This is a genomic window from Sphingomonas sp. GW821-FHT04B01, from assembly GCF_059420425.1.
This window is the reverse complement of record NZ_JBWKTR010000005.1, coordinates 32,348-53,161: the sequence shown is the minus strand read 5'-3', so window position 1 is coordinate 53,161 and position 20,814 is coordinate 32,348. Positions and strand designations below refer to the sequence as shown.

Genomic DNA, 20,814 nt, shown 5'->3' with positions numbered 1-20,814 from the left:
CGTGCCGTGGTCCGGCACCTGTTCCTCGCTGTGCTGGCGCGCGTGCGGCAACGCCAATGCCTCCGCGGCGACGTCCGCCTGGTGTATCCCGGTTTCGTCTGGTCTCGGCTCGGGCGGAGGCTTACATCCGCGTGATGAACGAGAATATCCGCGCCCTGTTCAGGGGGATAAGCGCGCTGCGCATCGTCAGCGACACCGGCGGCACGACCTGCCAGCAGATCGCCAACGAACTCGGCCTGTCGCGTCCCACCGTCTACCGCATTCTCGAGACGCTGGTCGCCAGCGGTCTGGTCTCCGTCGACGGGGACAAGGTCTATCGCCCGACCTTCGCGGTGCGCGCACTGGAGAACGGCCTCACCGATCGCGCCTGGGCGCTGTGGACCGCGACGCCGACGCTGGCCGAGTTGCAGAAGGAAGTCGTCTGGACGTGCGAGATCGCGACGTTCGAGGATTATGCGATGGTCCGTCGCGACTCGATGCATCTCGAAAACCCGTTCCGCATCGACGTGCGCAACTTCGACGATCGACCGCGCTCGATGCTGACGAGCGCGCTGGGACGGGCTTATCTGGCGTTCGCGCCCGATCAGGAGACCGACCTGATCCTGCGCCATATCGAGCGGTTCGGCGATCCGGTCGATCCGGAGGCACGGGTGGGCACGCAGACGCGCGCGCAACTCGCGACGGTGCGCGAGAAGGGCTATGCGCTCGAACAGCGGCTGGCCTATCCGCACGTCACCTCGATCGCCGCCCCCGTCCGCTTCCGCGGTCGCGTGCTCGCCTGTATCGACGTCGCCTGGATCTCGCGCGCGATCAAGGTGCAGGAGGGGATCGACCAGTTCGTCCCCGCATTGATGCGCGCGCAGACCGAGATCGAACGCAACCTCGAACGCGACGCGCGCGACTGACGCCGCCGGATGGCCGCGGTTCACCCCGCGGACGCCATCCCGATGCGGATTTACGGCGCCCTCCCCGCCCGCCTAGCTCGCCGCGATCAGACGCACGTGCCGAGGGCATCTGCGCGCATCCGGAGGGTAGACGTCATGGAAGTTGGCCACGTCGGGCTTTACGTCAGCGATTTCGACCGCATGCTGACCTTCTACCGGAAGATCTTCGGTTTCGCGGTGACGGACGAGGCGCGCAGCGACAGCCGTTCGATCGCGTTCCTGACCGCCGACCCCACGTCGCACCACCAGCTCGTGCTCGTCACCGGGCGGCCCGACAGCGACCAGCATCTGATGAACCAGCTGTCGTTCCGTCTGCAGACGCTCGCCGAATTGCAGCGCGTGTACAAGAAGCTGGTCGACGAAGGCGTGCCGAACCTCGAACCATTGACCCACGGAATCGCCTGGTCGGTGTATTTCCCCGATCCCGACGGCAATCGCGTCGAGGCCTATGTCGACACGCCCTGGTACATCACCCAGCCGCATCGCACGACGATCGACCTCGCCGCGCCCGAAGACGAGATCGTCGCGCAGACGGAGGCGATGTGTCGCAAGGCACCCGGCTTCACGCCGATGCGGCAATGGAGCGCCGACGTCGCGCGCGACATCGCGACGCTCTGACGCCCTCGGATCGCCGCGGGGCAACGATGAACGCAATCTACGACGTCGCCGTCATCGGGTGCGGCCCGGTCGGCGCAACGCTGGCCAATCTGCTCGAGCGGCAGGGCCGGCGGGTGGTCCTGGTGGACCAGTTCGCCGAGGCCTATCCCCTGCCGCGCGCCACGCATATCGACGGCGAGGCTTTGCGCATCCTGCAGACCGCGGGCGTCGCCGACGCGCTGTCGCCGCATCTCGGCATCTATCGCCGCATGCGGTTCGAGGATGCCGATGGCGCAATGCTGATCGACTGGCCGCGCCCGGTCGAGCCGGGGATCCATGGCTGGCGCGACAGCAATCGCTTTCACCAGCCCGATCTCGAAGCCGCACTGCGCGCGCGTGCCGCGACCGTGGCGGGCATCGACCTGCGGCTCGGCTGGACGATCACCGGCATCGCCCAGGATGACGACGGCGTCACGCTCACCACGTCCGCCCCCGATGGCGCGCTCGCGCCTATCCGGGCACGTTATGCGGTCGGCTGCGACGGCGCCCGGTCGCGCGTGCGACAGGCGATCGGGGCGGAAACCCGGACGCTCGCCCCGTCCGAACGATGGCTCGTCGCCGACCTCATTCTCCGCCCGGATGCCCCCGATCTTCCCGAAGGCACGGTGCAATATTGCGATCCCGCCCGTCCCTTCACCTATATCGAGGCGGTGGGTCGACGCCGGCGCTGGGAGGTCATGCTGCTGCCCGGCGACGACCCCGCGGACTTCGCCCGGCCGGAAAACGTGCATGCACTGCTGGGCCGCTGGCTCGCGCCCGACGATGCCGCGCTGGAACGTGCGGTGGTCTATGCCTTCAATTCCGTCATCGCATCGCGATGGCGCAGCGGCCGGCTGCTGATCGCCGGCGACGCCGCGCATCAAACGCCCCCCTTTCTCGGCCAGGGCCTGTGCGCCGGTCTGCGTGACGCCGCCAATCTGTCGTGGAAGCTGGCCTGGGTGATCGACGGTCGCGCAACGCCGGCGCTGCTGGACACCTATCAGGCCGAACTCGCCCCCCACGTCACCCACTATATCGCCGAGGCCAACCGGATCGGCGCGATCATCCAGGAACGCGATCCCGATCGTGCCCGCGTGCGGGATGCGACGTTGCTGGCGCGACCGCAGGTGCTGGTGCCGATCCGACCGCGGCTCGGCGGCGACGCGGCGACGGCCGATCCGCTCGCCGGCACGCTCGCGCCCCAGCCGCGGCTGGGCAACGGCATGCTGCTCGACGATGCCGCACCGCTGCGCTTCGTGCTGCTCGCCCGTCCCGACATCGTCGACACCGTCGATCCGGCGACGCGCGCCATCTGGTCGAGGGCGGGCGTGGTGATCGTCACCGACGCGGCGCACGACTATCTCGCGACCATCGATGCCGCGGCGGTGCTGATCCGCCCGGACCATTATATTTTCGGCACGGCGCGCACTGCCGAGGCGCTCGACGCCCTGACGCGCACCATCCCGCTCGCCGGCGCCGGCTGACGCCGGCGATGCCTGCGCTGCTGGAACCCGCCGGCCGGATCGGGCGCGACCTGCGCCGGCCGGAATGCGTGCTCGTCGCCGCAGACGGCACGGTGTTCGTCTCCGACGCGCGCGGCGGGGTGACGCGGATCGACGCGATGGATCGCTGCACGCACCTTTCCTGTCCCGGCGGCGCCACCAACGGCGTGGCGCAACGGCGTGATGGCACGTTGATCCTCGCCGGCATCGACAGCGGCACGGTGCACGCCCTGCGGCCCGACGGCAGCAGCGTGCCGTTGATCGACCGGTTCGACGGCGAGCCGCTCGGCGCGGTGAACTTCCCCTATTGCGACCCGCGCGGCGATCTCTGGCTTACCGTCTCGACGCGAACCGTCCCGCGCTCGTGCGCGATCGATGCGCCGATCCCCGACGGTTATGTGTTGTCGCTGCGCGCCGACGGCCCGCGGCTGATGGCCGAGGGCCTGTGCTTCGCCAACGAGCTGCGCATCGATCCCGCGATGCGATGGGCCTATCTGGCCGAATCCGCGCGCGGCCGGGTCGTGCGGATGGCGATCGGCGCCGACGGCACGCTGGGCCCGGCCCTTCCGTTCGGACCCGACCCGCTGTTCGCGAACGCCATTGTCGATGGTCTCGCCTGGGATGTCGAGGGTGGGCTATGGGTGACGGAGGTCACGCGCAACGCCCTCTACCGGATCGCGCCGGACGGTGCCGCCCAATGCCTGTACGAGGATCCGGACGCGTCGTTGCTGGATTTCCCGGCGAGCATCGCCTTCGGCGGGCCGGACCGCCGCACGCTCTACGTCGGATCGATCCGGATGGACCATGTCCTGCGCTTCCGCAGCCCGGTCGCCGGCGCGCCGATGTGGCACCATCGGCGAGACGGGCGACGCTGACCGCCGCCCGCCGTGCCGTTTGATCAGACGGCTTCCGCCTTGATCGGGTTGCTGAGAACGCCGACCTCGGTGATCTCGACCTCGACCACGTCGCCGTCCTTCATGAACAACTTGGGCTCCCGCCGAACCCCGACACCGCCCGGCGTGCCGGTGACGATGACGTCGCCCGCTTCCAGCGGGATGAAGGTGGAGCAATATTCGATCAACTCGGGGATCTTGAAGATCATGTCGCTGCTCTTGGCATTCTGCACCTCCACCCCGTTCAGGCGGGTTTTCAGGTGCAGGTCCTGATCGTCGGCGATCTCGCCGCGCGTCGTCATCCACGGGCCGAACGCGCCGGTCTTGTACCAGTTCTTGCCCGGTCCCCACTGCGGCGTATGGCGCTGCCATTCGCGGATGCTGCCGTCGTTATACGGCGCGTAACCGGCGATATGGTCCCAGCAATCCGCCTGCGAAATGCGCCGTCCGGGCTTGCCGATGATGACCGCGATCTCGCCTTCATAATCGTAGGTCCCGGATTCGGGCGGCGCGATCATCGGCTCGCCGTGACCGACCTGGCTGATCGGGAAGCGCGCGAACACCATCGGCTTGGCGCTCGGATCGCGGCCGATCTCGTTGCGGTGCGTCTCGTAGTTCACGCCGATGCAGATGATCTTGGGCGGGTTCGGGATCACTGGCAAAAACTCGATGTCCGCCAGCGCGTGATCGCCGGTCGCGCCCGCGACGGCCCGGTCCAGTTCGCCCAGAGCGTCGGCCTTGAGCGCGTCGACGATGGTCGCGAAGCGGCCCTCGAACCGGCGGCCGAGATCGACGACCTCGTCGCCGACCACCGCGCCGAAGCTTTCGCGCCCGTCGATCTTGAAGCTCAACAGTTTCATCAGGATTCCTTTGCTGAAATGGAGGGGGACGGCAGCGGGAAGCGGTCGAGATAGCGGACGTATTCGGGCTCGAGATCGATCTCGATCGCCGCCATGACCCGGACGAGGCCGTTATATTCCCCGATCGCGACGAGCAGATCGACGAGCTGATCGGTGGGCAGCGCCGCCGCCAACGTGTCGAACAGCGGCTGGGGCAGGATTAGGTCGTCGGTCAGCGTTCGCGTCGCTGCCAGCACGGCCACCGCCAGCGGCTCCAGATGCGAGGTTTCCCCCGCGGTCTCGGTCGCGATCGCGCGGATATCGTCCTCGGTCACGCCGAACGACAGCGCGACGTCGACGTGATGCGCCCATTCGTAGGCGGAACGCGTCGAATAGCCGACCTGGAGGATCGCCAGTTCGCGCAATCGCGCGTCGAGCCCGCTGTCGTGGCGCAGGTACATGCCACGCCCCGCGACCAGCCGCGCGAGCTTCGGGCTGTGCGCGACGGCGCGCGTGATGTTCGACTTCATCCGCGGAATGTCCTGGAATTCCGGGGCGAGATCAGCGTTGTCGAGATAGCGGAGGCGCCCCATCGTCAGGCCGCCTCGGCCTGCGCCTGGCGCACGATCGAATAGGGATCGAGATTGGCCGAGGCGAAGTCGACGAGATCGCTGTGATAGCCTTCCTGCGAACAGGTGAGGAATTCGCCGCTGACCAGCCCGTCGACGAACGTCTGCGCGGCATGGTCGGCGGTCGCGGGCCGGGCGCGCCGCGCCGGCACGCCGCGACGGAAATCGTCGAGGGTGGGCGCGCCGACACCCGCCGGCGGCGGTCCGCCGGGGCGGTCCGATGTCGCGGTCAGGCCCGGACAGAAGACCGACAGCGTCACGCCCGTATCCTCGAGCGCATGCGCGAAGGCATAGCTCATCGCCAGCTGCGCGCCCTTGGAGGCGATGTACGGCCCCATGAAGCGCGTCGGCGGATCGGGCAGCAGCGCGAGACCCGACGCGGTGTTGACGATCCGCCCCGTGCCGCGCGCGACCATATGCGGCAGGAAGGCGCGGATCATCCGGACATAGCCCAGGACGTTGACGTCCAGGGCGTCGCGCCACACCTCGATATCGGTGTCGGCGAGCGGCCCGGTCACCGGCGGCTTGGCCGCATTGTTGACCAGGACGTCGACAGCGCCGCATTCGGCGAGCACGACGGCGCGCAGCGCGTCGACGTCGGCGTCGCTGCGCACGTCGCAGCGATAGCCGCGCGCATCGCCGGGCAGCGACGCGGCGGCCGCGACCGCGCCCTCGCCGTCCAGATCGACGATCACCAGACGCGCGCCGAGATCGGCCAGCTTGCGGGCGGTCGCGCGCCCGATCCCGGTCGCCGCGCCGGTGATCAGGATCGTCTGGCCATCGAAACTCGTCATTGCGTCGTCCTCACGTCGGCAGCGGTCATCTGGTCGTCGAGCAGATGCAGGAAGGATCGCCAGGATCGCCGGTCGGCGGCGGCGTCGTAGGCGAAGCCCGGCATGGTCGGTGCGTCGCGGTCGGTGAAGCCGTGGCCGACCCCGCCATAGACGCACAGCTGGTAATCGACCGGCACCCCGCGCACCGCGGCGCCGAATGCGGCAAGCTGGTCGGCCGGCACGAACGGATCGGCATCGCCGGTACAGACCAGCACGGACCGGCCGATCAGGCCGTCGACGCCGCGCGCGCTGGCGACCGAGCCGTGGAACGAGGTGACGCTGCCCGCCGCCGCGCCCGAGCGCGCCAGTTCGAGCGCGCACCAGCCGCCGAAACAATAGCCGGCAAGCACGACGCGTCGATCGTCGACACCGCATCTCGCGACCAGCGTGGCAAGCGCCGCTTCCATGCGCGCGATCAGGGTCGCGGGATCGGCCTTCAGCGCCTCGACCCAGCGGCGGGCCTCGTCATGCCCTTCGGCCAGTCGCCCCCTGCCGTGCAGGTCCGCGCCCAGCGCGGCATAACCGGCCGCGGCGAGCGCATCGACGCGCCGTCGCACATGGCCGCCGATGCCGGGCGCCTCGGGAAAGACCAGCACCGCACCACGGATGTCGCGCGTCGCCGGTTCGGCATAATAGCCCCGGGCGGACACGCCGCCGCCGGCATAAGCGAGGTCGCTTCCCATCGTCACGAATCCAGCTCGGTGAGATCGTTGATGATCGGCAGCGCGAAGACCATCGCATGGATGCCCATGCTGGAGATCAACCGCCCGACGTCGAGCACTTCCTCGACGCTCGCCCCGTGCGCGATCGCCGCGCGGGCGTGATGTCGCACCCCGGCCGCGTTCAGCTGCGTGCATTGCGCATGGACCGCGAGCGAGATGAGATGCGCCTCCTTGGCCGACAGTCCCGCTTTGGCGCCGCGCACCGGGGCGGCGACGAAGTCGAGCCAGTGAAGGTAGAAGTCCGGATCGACGCGAACCGCGACGTCCACGTCGTCCAGAACCTCGCCGAACAGCGCGGCATGCGCATCGAACGCCCGCTGGTTCGCATGCGGATCCGCCCCCGTCCCCGCCTCGGGCACCAGATCGGCCACCGCCTGTGCGGTGAGGAGATAGGAGTGGATCCCCATCGCGCTCACGGTCGCCGCCACCGACAGGAGTTCGTCGCGGGTGACGCCCAGCGCCAGCGCCTGACGCGCGTGATTGCGCAAGCCGCGATCGAACATATGTGTCGGCGTGCAATTTGTCGCGACGTACAGCAGTTCGATGAACCGCGGCGTCAGCGCGCCGCGCTCCGCCGCATAGACCGAGAAATCGAGATAGGCGGCGACATAGGCCGGCGAATAGGCGAGCATCGCCTCCCAATCGTCATGCCAATGACCACGGCGACGGCGGAATTCGTCGCGCACGTGATCGGGGTCCGGCGTGGCGCCGCCGGCGGTCGGATCCGATACGATGGCCACGGCTCAGAACGGCGTCAGCGGCGACAGGCCGAAATGCAGGCGGGCGGCGTTCACCGCAGTGCGCGAGCGCTGCTGGACGAAATGCGTCTTCTGCACGCTGGCGTCGCGATAGATGCGCGCCAACGTCGAATCGCGCTGGCCGATGCTGGTTCCCGCGGTGGTGAAGATGATCTCCAGCGCATCCCAGGCCATCTTACAGGCCTCCTGCGCGGCGGCGAACAGCCGGCGATCGGTTTCCTCGCTGAAGTCGCCACCGGTGACCGGATCGGCACTGCACGCCTCGACGTAGTGCTCGGTCACCTTGAGCAACAGCGCCTCGGCCGCATCCAATTTGGCTTGGGCGTCGCCGAAATATTGCTGAAACTCATGGCTTTCGTACAGGAACACCTTCGGCGGGAAGCGCATCGTCTTGGTGCGACAGATATCCTCGTACAGATCGAGTGCACCCTTGACGGTGCCGACGACGACCGCGCCCAGCTCGATGAGGAAGAACGAGCCCTTGCGGCCGTTGTACATCGGATTGGCGTGCGCGGCATTCTCGCCCCGCGCCAGCCACATCGCCATCGGCGCGGTGCGATAGCCGGGCACGAACACGTCCTTCACCACGACCTGCCGCGATCCGGTGCCCTGCATCCCCATCATGCGCCAATTGTCGACGATCGTATAGTCGGCGCGGTCGACCAGCATCAGGCGCGCGGTCATGCCGCCCTTGCCATCGGGGATCAGGCCGCTGACCATCGCATGCGTCGATATGTCGCAGCCTGAGGTATAGTCCCACGCGCCGCTGACGCGGAAGCCGTCCTTCTCCGGCTTGACCGGCACCGGCGAGCCGACCGACGGACAGCGATAGTCGCCGTTGTCGCCATAGGCCTCTTCCTGCGCGCGCTCGTCGAAATCGGCGAGCATGATCGGATGGCCCGACACCAGCGCGAGCACCCAGCCGCTCGACGGGCAACCGCGCGCGATCTCCATCATGACGCGGACATAGGTCGGCAGCCCGAATTCATAACCGCCGAAGCGGCGCGGCTGCACGATCCGGTAGAACCCCGCTTCCAGGAAGTCGCTGTTGGTCTCCTCGAGCAGGCGACCCGCCGCCTCCGCCTGGGCCTGCCGCCCGCGCAAAGTCGGAATCATCGCATGCGCACGCGCGATCATGGCCTCGGGCGTCAGTTCGGGTTCGGGCGGCACGAGGGCGCGAAGCGCGGGTGCAATTGCGGTAGCCATGGAAAACCTCATCCTACTGCCCGAGTATGTGCTCGGTCGTTGGCGTGATGGTAGGTCGATCCGGGGGGCGGCGACATCGGCAACCGGGTGGCGTCCGTATCGTGTACGCGCCGGTACCGAGCCGGCGGCCATCGGTTCAGAACGTCCGCTTCACCGAGAAGAACGCGGTCCGCGGCCGCGCCGGCGTCGCGCGGGTCGTTCCCGTCCCCTGATACGTGTCGTCGATGTTCACGAAATAATATTTGTCGGTGACGTTGGTGACCGCCATCGAGAACAGCCAGGCCGAATCCCGCGGCGCATAGCTCAGCTTGGCGTTGAGCACGGTGAACGCCTGCAATTTGTTGCGATCGTTGTTCACCGCCTGCGTGTAGAGCGAGGACTGGTAATTGACGTCGAGACGCGGCGTCAGCACCCCGAAGCGATCGAGGTCGACCGCATATTGCGCGCCGAGGCTCGCCTTCCACGACGGGGTGAACGGCGACACCATGTCCCTGGTCAGCCCCGAGGCGAGCGCATCGGCCGACAGGCGCGTGAAGTCGAACTTGATGTAGCTTACCGAACCGTCGAGCTGCAGCGCGCCGAACGGGCGCGCGTTCATTTCGAGCTCGACGCCCTTCAGCGTCGCATCGCCCGAATTGACCGGCACTGCCGAGATCGGGAAACCGCCGTAGCCGCTGGTGATCGTTTCCTGGATGTCGTTGTAGCGATCGTAGAACGCGCTGGCGTTCAACCGCAGCCGCCGGTCGAAGAGATCGGTCTTCATGCCGATCTCGTAATTCTTGAGGCGCTCCGGTCCGAATGGCACGACCTGGCTGGCCACGAACGGACGGGGATTGATGCCGCCGCCGCGGAAGCCGGTGGAGAAGGTCGCATAGGTCAGGATCTGGTTCGACCAGCGATAGTCGAGCGTCGCGCGGTAATCGTTGGAGTTGCCGCGGAACCGGCTCGTCGTGCCGTTGATCGACGCCGCCAGATCGGCCGCCGGGGTATTGGCGGTCCGGTTGAACGTATAGTCGCGCGCGTCGTGCGTGCGGCGATAGCCGAGCGTCAGGTTGAGTTTGTCGTTGAAGTGATACACGCCGTGGACGAAGCCCGCGAGGCTGCTCGCCGTGATGACGTCGTTCTGGTTGAAATCGGACAATTGCGCGAAGGGCGGAAACGGCACCCCGACGTAACCGACGTTCTGTCGCCCGGCCTGGACGCCGCGATCGGTGGAGTAGAAGCCGCCGAGCGTCCAGTCGAGCGACCCGAGCGACCCGTTCAACCGCAGTTCCTGCGTGAACGTCCGGTATTTGAGCTGGTTGTCCTGCTGCAGCGCGGTCAGCGGGCCGGCATCGCCGTCGCTGGTGAAGCGCGCGGTATAGGCGCGATAGGCCGAGATCGAGACCAGCGACAGCTTGTGCCCAAAATCGTAGCTGACCCGCGCCGACACGCCCCAGGGATCGGACTTCGCGACCGACGGCTGGCAATAGCCAAGTTCGGCGACGCAATTGGTCGCATAATTGACGAACCGCGTGTCGGTCAGGAATTGCGCGAAGTTCGTCTGCGGGATGTTCTGCGGATTGCGCGCATAGGTTAGCTTGGTCGCCGCCGGCTGGTCGTCGATCTTCGTATAATCGGCGCTGAGATCGACCTGCAGCGCAGCGGTCGGCGTCCAGCGCAGCTGGCCGCGGATGCCACGGTGATTGGTGCCGCCCTCCTTGCCCAGCACGCAATTCGATGCGGTCGTCGTCGCGGCTATCCCCGAATTGGGGAAGCGGCAGCCGTAATCGATGCGGGTGAGATAGCCGTCCTCGCGCGAGAAGGCGCCAGTGATCCGCAGCGCCAGCGTATCCTTGACGATGGGGATGTTGATCGCTCCGCGCAGGCGCACCGTATCGTAGGATCCATATCCGCCCTCGACGACGCCGCCGAAATCGTTGTCCGGAGCTTTCGAGAAGATCTTGATCGCACCGCCAACGGAATTCTTGCCCGAAAGCGTCCCCTGCGGCCCGCGCAGGACCTCGACGCGATCGATATCGACCAGATCCGACGCGGAACCGAACAACGTCGGCATATAGACATCGTCGAGATAGACGCCGACGGCGGGGCTCAGCGCGAAATTATAGTCGCCGGCACCGACGCCGCGAATGCTGATCGTCGGGGTCAGGCCATAGCCCGACCCGCCTTTCAGGATCGTGATGTTGGGCGCGTTGCCAGCGAGATCGACGACGCTCGTCTGGTTGCGCTTCTCGAGGTCGGCGGCGCTGATCGCGGTGATCGCCAGCGGCGTATCCTGCAGACGCTGCGAACGGAATTGTGCGGTGACGATGATATCGCTGTTGGCAGGTGCCGCGGTCTGCGACGAGGGCGCCGGGGCGGCGGCGGCCGTGCCCGACCGCGCCTGTGGCTGGACCTGTCCGTCCGTCGATACCGACGGCGTCGTGGCGGAGGGTACCGACGGGGTCGCGGACTGTGCGAACGCCACGTTGGGCGCGGCGATGCCAAGCAACAGAGCGCTCACGCTGACGCGCGCGAGCAGGCCTCCCACACAACGGGCCATCGAATATCCTCTCATGTTTTTGCACGCCGCTTCAAACACTTGCGGCCGTTTTATAGTTTTGTTCGCATCAAGCGGCGCAGAAACGGATTGGCGCCGGAGTTCAGTTTGGCCGCAAGCCGGACATTTCCCTGCGGAACCATCCAACTATTGGAGATGAACGGTTCGCTAGATCATAGTGGAAAGGCTATGCTCCGGCCTGCGGAACGGGAAGTGTCGACACATCATGGTCCGCTGCGTGTACCGCGACGATCGGCCGGCGCGCATCAGCCCTCGCCCAGCACGCCGACGGTGGCGGCGAAATCGAACCGCATCGGCGTCAGGCCGCGGATGTCCTCCCGGGTGAATCCGGGCGCCATCTCTTCGACGACGAAGCGACCGTCGCGCCACTGAAACAGCGCCAGATCGGTGACGATCGTCGTGACGCAGCCCGGCGCGGTCAGCGGATAGGCACAGTCGGCGACCAGCTTCGGGCGCCCCTTGCTGTCGGTATGCTCCATGACCACGATCACCGGCGCACCCGATGCGGCCAGATCCATCGCGCCGCCGATGCCGCCACCCTGCTGGCCCGGCGTCGCCCAATTGGCGAGGTCGGCGGCCTCGCTGACCTGATAGGCGCCGAGCATGATCGCGGACAGCTTGCCCGACCGCGCGATCTCGAACGACGCGACGCTTTCGAACACCGCGCCGCCGGACCGCAGCCGGATGAAATTGCCCGCCGCGTCGAAGAAGTCCGGGTCATAGTCCTCGGGATCGTCGAGCAGGTCATAGCCCAGCGCGCCGTTTTCGGCATGAAGGAAGATCTCGCGGCCGCGGATATGACCCGCCACCAGCGTCGGCAGACCCGAGCCGAGATTGATGTAGCTGCCATCGGGAACGAGCGCCGCGGCACGCCGCGCGATCGCCGATCGGGACAGCGCCGGCTTGCCGAGATAGTCGCGCCCGCTCTCGGGGGCACGCCGCCCCATCCGCCCTGCACTCGCCCCGATCGTGATCGTCGACTGGACCACGCGGTGAACGAATATGCCGGGCAGGTCGATCTGGTCGGGCGCGATGACGCCCGGTTCGACGATCTCCTGCACCTCGACGATCGCGAGCCGGGCAGCCTTGGCGAAGGATGCATGGAAATGCGCGCTGCTGCCCCGGAACTGGACGTTGCCGAAGCGGTCGGCCCGCCAGCCGCGGATCAGCGCGACATCGACGGGCAGGCTGCGCTCGAGCACATACGCCTTGCCGTCGAAATCGCGGACTTCCTTGCCATCGGCCAGCGGCGTGCCGACCGTGACGAGGCTATAGAAAGCGGGCAGCCCCGCCGCCGCGGCACGCAGGCGATCGACCAGAATGCCCTGCGGCACCATTTCGAGGTCGAGCTTGCCCTCGGCGACCAGCGCCTCCTCGGGCGAGGCGATGCCGGGACGGGCCGAGAACGACAGGACGACCGCGTCGACCTGGCCGTTCTCCACCAGGATCTGCGGCCGGTGCTGGCCGCCGCCGCCGAGCGAATTGGCGACGACGCGCAGATGCGTCGCCCCCTGATCGCGCAACGCGACGGTCAGGCTGTTGGGATAGCTGTGGCCGACTCCGAACCCGGCGATCGCGACGGTCGCGCCGTCCGCGATATCGGCGACGGCAGCGTCGGGGGAGTCGAATAGCTTGTTCATCGGGGTCTTTCCTGTTCCTGGCCATCGGTCGGCATCGCGCGATGGCTAGGAACCTGCATGCGGCGACGGTAGGTCGAATGCGTGCGCGTCCGCCGCGTGAACGACGCGCGGCGTGGCGCGTCAGGCGACCGCCGCGACCGCCGCGTGGACCGGCGGACGGGCGACCATCAGCACCGCCGCGCCGATGACGTTGAGCAGCACGATCGCGACGAGGATCGCGGTGTAATTGTGATTGGCGTCGAAATAGGCGCCGGCGATGATCGGCACGGCACCGCCGCCCGCGGTCTGGATCAGCAGGCCCAGCGCGGTCAGCGCAGGGAACAGCCGCGTGCTCCAGTAATGACCGAGGATCGCCATCGACCCAACTTGGCTCGCCCCGAATCCGATGCCCGCGATGATCGCGAAGGCATACAGCATCGGTGATCCGTGTACGTTGATGAGGATGAGCATGGCGATCGCCAGCGTGCCAAGTGCCGCGGCATAAGCGATGCGCGGCGAGGATTTGGCGGCGATCGGCCCGACGGCGAGATTGCCGCCCAATGTCGCCAGCGAGAACAGCGACACCGCCGATGCCGCACCGGTCGGCGAGAAACCGACGTCGCGCAGATACGCCTGGACGTGCGCCACGACGAACGCCGCCGCCGATGTCGAGGCGAGCATGCACAGACACACCGCCCACAGGAACGGCGAGCGCAGCGCCCCGCCGAGGGTGAGCGTCTCGTCCACCGAACGCGCCGCACCGCTGTCCGGCGCGATCGGCATGCCGGGACCGGCCATGGTGCCCGATGCGTCCAGCCGGTTGCGGATGACCAGCGTCGCGACGATGGCGCCCGCCGCCGCCGCCGCCGCGAAAATCCACCAGCCGGCACGCCAGTCGTGCGACGCCTCGATCGCGCGCGTCACGATCCACACCGAGGCGAAGCCGCCGACCCCCATCGCCGCGTAGAGCAGCGACAGCGCCGTGGTGCGCTGCTCGTCGAACCATTGCGCGACGCCGGTCTGGCAGGCGATGATCCCGGTCAGATTGCCGGCGATACCGAGGCCGAGGCCGAAGGCGAGGATCGCCTGCCACGGCGCGGTGACGATCGTCGCCAGCGCGGCGCTGACGAGCGCCATCAGCGTCGCACCGGCAATCAGCGCATGACGGACGCCGATCTTCTGCACGACGAACGCGCCGCCCGGGGCGAGCAGGCCATTGACGATCATGTTCGCACCGACCAGCAGCCCGAGCGTCTGCCGACTCCAGCCCATGTCGACGACCATCGACGTATTGATCACGCTGCCCGCATAGATGGGCAGCGCCATCCCGATAGAAAGCATATAGGCCAGGGCGACCAGGACGATCCAACGATTCTTCGTCATCTGCTATCCATTCCGTTACGGCCGGGTCCAGCACAGTCGCCGACCTGCACAATTCTCGAAATCATTGCTCGAGGTCGGAAAGGATCAGAGGAGTGTCGGCAGCGGCATCGCCGCGCCGGTCTGCAATACCGCCGCGCGGCGCCGCGAGCGCCAGCATGATTCGACGATCACCGCAGCGACCCGTTCACGACACCCTCTATCCTTCCGCCTATTGTCTGGCGTGCGACGATCATGCTGCAAGCAGGCAGCGCGATCAAATGCGAAGGGGTTCACCCAGCGGACGGCGGATCGAACGTCTCACGCGGGAATAGACGGCCCACACCCGCGATCACAAACCCAAGCTCCTTCGAGATCAACGCGGCGCGAACATGTCATGATCATCGGCGAAACCTTTGTCGGGCCAAGTATCCGATACGGGTCGCGAGACTATAGCGACCACCCGTTACAAACCGTTACATTCGCTTACGGACCATGTCTGTCTGCTATTGCCGGATCGGAATAGAGGGACTGACCTTCATCGGGGTCCTCCGCCATGTTCGCTTGCCATCCTTTCGCGTTTCTCTCCGGTTCGGGTGTCGATCGGGATGCAGGCGGTCGCGCGGCATGAAACCCGTCTCTCCATGTGTCGCGGCGTCTCTAGCGCTCGCGCTCACGCTCGCCGGCTGCGGCGGCGGTTCGAAGGGCGGCATGGCACCGCCGCCGCCCGCCGAGGTCGGCGTCGTCACGCTCACCACGTCGCCGGTCACCACGACGACGGTGCTGACCGGCCGCACCGCCGCGACGGCGATGTCCGAGGTGCGCCCGCAGGTCGACGGCATCATCAAGGCGCGGCTGTTCACCGAGGGCGCGCTGGTCCGCGCCGGCCAGCCGCTCTACCAGATCGATCCGCGCCTCTATCGCGCCACCCGCGACGAGGCGGCGGCGCAGGTCGCCAGCGCCGAGGCGCAGGCGGCGACCGCGCAGGCCAAGGTCGCGCGCTACGGCCGGTTGCAGAGCGCAGACGCGGTCGCGCGGCAGGACGTCGACGATGCGGTCGCCACCGCACGCCAGGCGCGGGCGAGTATCGCGCAATATCGCGCGACGCTGCGCACCGCGAACGTGCAGCTCGGTTTCACGCGCGTCTATGCGCCGATCTCGGGGCGGATCGGCCGCTCGACCTATACGCAGGGCGCCCTGGTGTCCGCCGCGCAGACGACCGCGCTGGCGACGATCGCGCAGCTCGACCCGATCTTCGTCGATATCCAACAGTCGAGCAGCGACGTCTTCGACCTGCGCCAGAGCCTCGCCAGCGGTTCGGCGCTGCCGGCGAGCACCACCGTCCGCCTGACGCTCGACAACGACCGCGCCTATCCGCAGGCGGGACGGATCGAGTTCGGCGAGGCGACGGTCGACGCCACCACCGGCACCGTCACGCTGCGCGCGCGCTTCCCCAATCCGCAGGGGCTGCTGCTGCCCGGCATGTTCGTTCGCGTCACCGTGCCGCAGACGGTGGTGCGCAACGGCATCCTCGCACCGCAGCGGGGCATCACCCGCGACGCCAAGGGCAATGCCACCGCATTGGTGGTCGGCGCCGACGACAAGGTGGTGCAACGCCAGATCACCACCGGCGAGGCGATCGGCAGCAACTGGCTGGTCACCGCCGGGCTGAAGGCGGGCGACCGGCTGATCGTCGAGGGCACCGACAAGGCGCAGCCGGGCGCGACGGTCAAGCCCGTCGCCGTGAAGCAGGAGCGCTGACATGGGGATCAGCCGCTTCTTCGTCGAACGCCCCATCTTCGCCTGGGTGATCGCGATCTGCATCATGCTCGGCGGCGTCGCCGGGCTGCGGTCGCTGCCGATCGCGCAATATCCCGACGTCGCGCCGCCGACGATCGCGATCAGCGCCACCTATCCCGGCGCTTCCGCCGAGACGCTGGAGACCAGCGTGACGCAGGTGATCGAGCAGCAGCTCACCGGCATCGACGGGCTGCAATATTTCCAGTCGAGCTCCAATTCCGCGGGCTCGGCGTCGATCACCGTCACCTTCGCCAAGGGTACCGACCCCGATACCGCGCAGGTGCAGGTGCAGAACAAGGTGCAGCAGGCGAGCGCGCGGCTGCCCTCGGCGGTGACGTCGCAGGGCGTGACCGTGACCAAGTCGAACAGCGACTTCCTGATGATCGTCGCGCTCTACGACAAGAGCGACAAGGCATCGGCGAGCGACATCGCCGATTATCTGGTCAGCAATTTCCAGGACGACCTCGCCCGCGTCGACGGCGTCGGCCAGAGCCAGGTGTTCGGCGCGCAATATGCGATGCGCATCTGGCTCGATCCGACCAAGCTCGCCGCGGTGCAATTGATGCCCTCCGACGTGCAGAGCGCAATCGAGGCGCAGAACGTCGACGTCGCCGCCGGCCAGATCGGCGCGCTGCCCGCGGTGAAGGGGCAGATGCTCAACGCCACCGTCCGCGCCAAGTCGCGGCTGAGCACGCCCGCGCAATTTGGCGCGATCGTGCTCAAGACCACCACGGAGGGCGCAATCGTCCGCCTGTCCGACGTCGCACGCGTCGAACTGGGGCAGGACAGCTACACCACCTCCGCCGAGCTCAACGGCCATCCCGCCGCGGGCATGGCGATCCAGCTCGCGACCGGCGCCGACGCGCTGGAGACCGCGACCGCGGTCAAGGCGCGGATGGCCGCGCTCGCGACCGACCTGCCGGCGGGCTATGCGATCGCCTATCCGCGCGACACCACCACCTTCGTCAAACTGTCGGTCGAGGAAGTGGTCGAGACGCTGGCCATCGCGATCGTCCTCGTCATCATCGTCATGTTCGTCTTCCTGCAGAATTGGCGCGCGACGCTGATCCCGGCGATCGCGGTGCCGGTGGTGCTGCTCGGCACGTTCGGCGTGCTCGCGGTCTGCGGCTATTCGATCAACACGCTGACGCTGTTCGCGATGGTGCTGGCGATCGGCCTGCTGGTCGACGACGCGATCGTCGTGGTCGAGAATGTCGAGCGGGTGATGACCGAGGAGGCGCTCGATCCCAAAGCGGCGACGATCCGCTCGATGGGCGAGATCGGCTCGGCGCTGGTCGGCATCGCGCTGGTGTTGTCGGCGGTGTTCCTGCCGATGGCGTTCTTCGGCGGCTCGACCGGGGTGATCTACCGCCAGTTCTCGATCACCATCGTGTCGTCGATGCTGCTGTCGGTGCTGGTCGCGCTGGTGCTCAGCCCGGCGCTGACCGCGACGCTGCTCAAGCCGACGCATGGCGATCCGCTGGCGCGGCGCGGCCTGTTCGGCCGGTTCAACCGCTGGTTCGACCGGACCACCAATCGCTACGTCGCGGCGACGCGCGGCGTCATCGGCCGGCGCTGGCTGCATCTGGCGGTGGTCGCGGCGATCACCGTCGTGCTCGCGGTGCTGTTCGTCCGGCTGCCGACCAGCTTCCTGCCGGTCGAGGATCAGGGGCAGGTGATGGTGATGTACACGCTACCCGCCGGCGCCACCGACGAGCGGACCGAGGCGGTGCGCGACCGCGTCCAGAGCTATTATTCGAGGCACGAGAAGGCGACGATCGAAAATGTGTTCAGCATCACCGGCTTCGGCTTCAGCGGCTCGGGGCAGAAATGCCGGCATGGCCTTTGCCAGCCTCACGCCGTTCGACGAGCGCAAGGACGCCAGCCAGAGCGCCTCGGCGATCAACGCGCGCGCGATCCGGAATTTCGGCACGATCCGCGACGCGACCGTCATCCCGCTGACGCCGCCAGCGATCTCCGGCCTTGGCCAGTCGAACGGCTTCACCTTCGAGCTGACCAATACCGGCGGCCTTGGCCGCGACGCCTTCGTCGCGCTGCGCGACAAACTGATCGCCGCCGCCAACAAGGATCCGAAACTGGCGCAGGTCCGTGCCTCGACATTGCCCGATACGCCGCAACTGCGCGTGACGCTCGACGACGCCAAGCTCGCCGTGCTCGGCCTGACCGAGGCCGACGTCACCAACACGCTGTCGAACGCCTGGGGCGGCGTCTACGTCAACGACTTCGTCGATCGCGGCCGGGTGAAGCGCGTCTATATGCAGGCGGACGCGCCCTATCGCATGCTGCCCGGCGACCTCAGCGGCTGGTTCGCGCGCACCGCGAGTGGCACGATGGTCCCCTTCTCGTCGATCGCGACCTTGTCGTGGGAGAAAGGTCCGAACAGCGTGTCGCGGTTCAACGGCCGCTCCTCCTACGAAATCCAGGGCGAACCCGCCGAGGGCGGCAGTTCGGGCGCGGCGATGGCCGAGATGGTCAAGCTGCAACACCAGCTCGCGCCGGGCACCGGCTATGCCTGGGCCGGCCTGTCGTTTCAGGAGAATGAGGCGAGCGGGCAGGCGCCGATGCTCTACGGCCTGTCGGTCCTGATCGTCTTCCTGTGCCTCGCGGCGCTGTACGAAAGCTGGTCGGTGCCGATCGCGGTGCTGCTGGTGCTGCCGCTCGGCGTGATCGGCGCGGTGCTCGCGGTGACGCTGCGCGGGCTCGACAACGACATCTATTTTCAGGTCGGGCTCATCACCACGATCGGCCTCGCCGCCAAGAATGCGATCCTGATCGTCGAATTCGCCGAGGAGGCGCGCCGCGCGGGCAAGGACGTGGTCGACGCCGCGCTGGAGGCGGCGCGGACGCGGCTGCGGCCGATCCTGATGACCAGCCTCGCCTTCATCTTCGGCGTCTTCCCGCTGGCGGTCGCCACCGGCGCGGGCGCCAACAGCCGGATCGCGATCGGCACCGCGGTGGTCGGCGGCATGCTGACCGCCACCGCGCTGGCGATCTTCTACGTGCCGATGTTCTTCGTCGTCGTCGCGCGGCTGTTCCACGGACGCAGGGAGCGTGCGGCATGATCCGTTTGCGCATCGCGATGCTGCTGCTCGGGGCGAGCGCGCTCGCCGCCTGCGATCTGGCGCCGCACGAGGTCCGCACCGCGGCGGATGCGGTGCCGCAGTCATGGCCCGCGGGCGCCGCCTACGCCCCCGCCGCGGCGGGCAAGGCGGGGATGCCGTGGCGGTCGCTGGTCACCGACGCGACCTTGCGCATCGTCATCGAACGCGCGCTGGCGGCGAACCAGGATCTCGCCGCGGCGGTCGCCAACGTCGCCTCGGCGCGCGCGCAATATCGCGTGCAGCGGTCCTATCGCCTGCCGACCGTCTCCGCCGATGCGGGGGCGTCGATCGCGCGCGCGGTCACCGGCGGCGGCACCGCGACCGCGGGGTCGAGCGACCTGTTCTCGGCGAGCGCCGGGGTCAGCAATTTCGAACTCGACCTGTTCGGTCGGCAGAAGAACCTGTCGCGCGCGGCGTTCGAGACCTATCTGTCGACGCAGAGCGGCGCCCGCTCGACGCGCTTCGCCGTCGTCGCCGAGACCGCGACCGCCTATGTCACGCTCGCCGCGGACCGGGACCTGCTCAAGGTGTCGCAGGAGCAGGTGCGCAGCAGCGCGCGGACGGTCGGCCTCAACGCCGAACTCCACGACGCCGGGCTGGTCAGCGGCTCGGACCTCGCCGATGCGCGCACGCTGCTGGCACAGGCGCAGGCGGACGTCGCCGATCGTACGACGCAGGTCGCGCAGGATCGCAATGCGCTCGACCTGCTCGTCGGCGCGCACGTCGAGGATGCGTTGCTGCCCGCCAGCCTGACCGCGCTCGACGCCGGCATCACCACCGTCCCCGCCGGCCTGTCGTCGGCGGTGCTGCTCGACCGGCCCGACGTGGTCGAGGCCGAGCATCAATTGCGCAGCGCGAACGCCAATGTCGGCGCGGCGCGTGCCGCCTTCTTCCCGCAGATCTCGCTGACCAGCGTGCTCGGCCTCGCCAGCAGCGCGCTGACCGGGCTGTTCTCCGGCTCGACCTGGACGACGACACCGTCGGTCAGCGTGCCGATCCTCGGCGGCACCAATAGCGGCAATCTCGATTATGCGCGCGCGCAGGTGGACTATTATCTCGCCACCTATCGCAAGGCGGCGCAGACCGCCTATCGCGAGGTCGCCGACGGTCTCGCCCGCCGCGGCACGATCGCGCGGCAGCGCCAGGCGCAGGCCGATCTCGTCGCCGCCGCGCAGGCGAGCTATGCGATCGGCGAGGCGCGCTATCGCGAGGGCAGCGACAGTTTCCTCACCGCGCTGGTCGCGCAGCGGACGCTGTACAGCGCGCAGCAGACCGCGATCTCGGCGGCGCTCACCGACCTCGCCAACCGGGTGACGCTGTATCAGGCGATCGGATCGGACGACACGCTGTGACCGGGCGATGGCTGGGCAGCCGCCGCCCGCCCGGCTATGC

Annotated in this window: 15 protein-coding genes and 1 pseudogene; 7 read left to right on the top strand and 9 right to left on the bottom strand. The window is 68.0% G+C overall.

What is annotated here, in order from left to right:
- Positions 1-134: 134 nt before the first annotated feature.
- The 4 genes from AC07UH_RS13215 to AC07UH_RS13200 all read left to right on the top strand — a co-directional run bounded on the left by AC07UH_RS13215 (position 135) and on the right by AC07UH_RS13200 (position 3,957).
- Positions 135-905 carry a helix-turn-helix domain-containing protein gene (locus AC07UH_RS13215; RefSeq protein ID WP_495181496.1) on the top strand — a complete coding sequence of 257 codons (771 nt, stop codon included), beginning with the start codon at positions 135-137 and terminating at the stop codon, positions 903-905.
- Between the two features lie 135 nt (positions 906-1,040).
- On the top strand, positions 1,041-1,562 hold the full coding sequence (locus tag AC07UH_RS13210) for a VOC family protein (RefSeq protein WP_038665540.1): 522 nt from the start codon (positions 1,041-1,043) through the stop codon (positions 1,560-1,562).
- Positions 1,563-1,588: 26 nt separating this feature from the next.
- Positions 1,589-3,064, top strand: a complete 1,476-nt coding sequence (gene mhpA, locus AC07UH_RS13205; RefSeq protein WP_495181495.1) for a bifunctional 3-(3-hydroxy-phenyl)propionate/3-hydroxycinnamic acid hydroxylase MhpA — start codon at positions 1,589-1,591, stop codon at positions 3,062-3,064.
- Positions 3,065-3,072: 8 nt separating this feature from the next.
- Positions 3,073-3,957 carry an SMP-30/gluconolactonase/LRE family protein gene (locus tag AC07UH_RS13200; protein WP_495181494.1) on the top strand — a complete coding sequence of 295 codons (885 nt, stop codon included), beginning with the start codon at positions 3,073-3,075 and terminating at the stop codon, positions 3,955-3,957.
- 23 nt (positions 3,958-3,980) lie between these two features.
- Here AC07UH_RS13200 and AC07UH_RS13195 read toward each other — a convergent pair whose 3' ends face one another.
- The 9 genes from AC07UH_RS13195 to AC07UH_RS13155 form a co-directional block, all read right to left on the bottom strand.
- On the bottom strand, positions 3,981-4,835 hold the full coding sequence (locus tag AC07UH_RS13195) for a fumarylacetoacetate hydrolase family protein (protein ID WP_495181493.1): 855 nt from the start codon (positions 4,833-4,835) through the stop codon (positions 3,981-3,983).
- Entirely contained in the window at positions 4,835-5,407 is a 573-nt protein-coding gene (locus tag AC07UH_RS13190) for a carboxymuconolactone decarboxylase family protein (protein ID WP_495181492.1), read from the bottom strand. The genes AC07UH_RS13195 and AC07UH_RS13190 overlap by 1 nt, the downstream gene beginning before the upstream one ends.
- A gap of 2 nt (positions 5,408-5,409) precedes the next feature.
- Entirely contained in the window at positions 5,410-6,237 is an 828-nt protein-coding gene (locus tag AC07UH_RS13185; protein ID WP_495181491.1) for an SDR family NAD(P)-dependent oxidoreductase, read from the bottom strand.
- Positions 6,234-6,959: a dienelactone hydrolase family protein gene (locus AC07UH_RS13180; protein ID WP_495181570.1), complete on the bottom strand. Its 726-nt coding sequence runs from the start codon at positions 6,957-6,959 to the stop codon at positions 6,234-6,236. Before AC07UH_RS13180 ends, AC07UH_RS13185 begins: the two co-directional genes overlap by 4 nt.
- A gap of 2 nt (positions 6,960-6,961) precedes the next feature.
- Positions 6,962-7,738 carry a carboxymuconolactone decarboxylase family protein gene (locus AC07UH_RS13175; protein WP_495181490.1) on the bottom strand — a complete coding sequence of 259 codons (777 nt, stop codon included), beginning with the start codon at positions 7,736-7,738 and terminating at the stop codon, positions 6,962-6,964.
- Between the two features lie 3 nt (positions 7,739-7,741).
- Positions 7,742-8,962: an acyl-CoA dehydrogenase family protein gene (locus tag AC07UH_RS13170; protein ID WP_495181489.1), complete on the bottom strand. Its 1,221-nt coding sequence runs from the start codon at positions 8,960-8,962 to the stop codon at positions 7,742-7,744.
- 136 nt (positions 8,963-9,098) lie between these two features.
- Positions 9,099-11,504 (bottom strand): TonB-dependent receptor, encoded by a 2,406-nt coding sequence (locus tag AC07UH_RS13165; protein ID WP_495181488.1) that lies wholly within the window; start codon positions 11,502-11,504, stop codon positions 9,099-9,101.
- A gap of 263 nt (positions 11,505-11,767) precedes the next feature.
- Positions 11,768-13,162, bottom strand: a complete 1,395-nt coding sequence (locus AC07UH_RS13160; protein WP_495181487.1) for a 3-oxoacid CoA-transferase — start codon at positions 13,160-13,162, stop codon at positions 11,768-11,770.
- 120 nt (positions 13,163-13,282) lie between these two features.
- Entirely contained in the window at positions 13,283-14,524 is a 1,242-nt protein-coding gene (locus tag AC07UH_RS13155) for an MFS transporter (RefSeq protein ID WP_495181486.1), read from the bottom strand.
- A gap of 603 nt (positions 14,525-15,127) precedes the next feature.
- Here AC07UH_RS13155 and AC07UH_RS13150 point away from each other — a divergent pair.
- From AC07UH_RS13150 to AC07UH_RS13140, 3 genes and pseudogenes are all read left to right on the top strand, one after another.
- Positions 15,128-16,261: an efflux RND transporter periplasmic adaptor subunit gene (locus AC07UH_RS13150; RefSeq protein WP_495181485.1), complete on the top strand. Its 1,134-nt coding sequence runs from the start codon at positions 15,128-15,130 to the stop codon at positions 16,259-16,261.
- A gap of 1 nt (position 16,262) precedes the next feature.
- Positions 16,263-19,383, top strand: a pseudogene (locus AC07UH_RS13145) (efflux RND transporter permease subunit).
- The gene (locus AC07UH_RS13140; protein ID WP_495181484.1) at positions 19,380-20,774 is read left to right on the top strand and encodes an efflux transporter outer membrane subunit; all 1,395 of its coding nucleotides are present in this window, start codon (positions 19,380-19,382) and stop codon (positions 20,772-20,774) included. The pseudogene AC07UH_RS13145 and the gene AC07UH_RS13140 overlap by 4 nt, the downstream one beginning before the upstream one ends.
- Positions 20,775-20,814 lie beyond the last annotated feature (40 nt).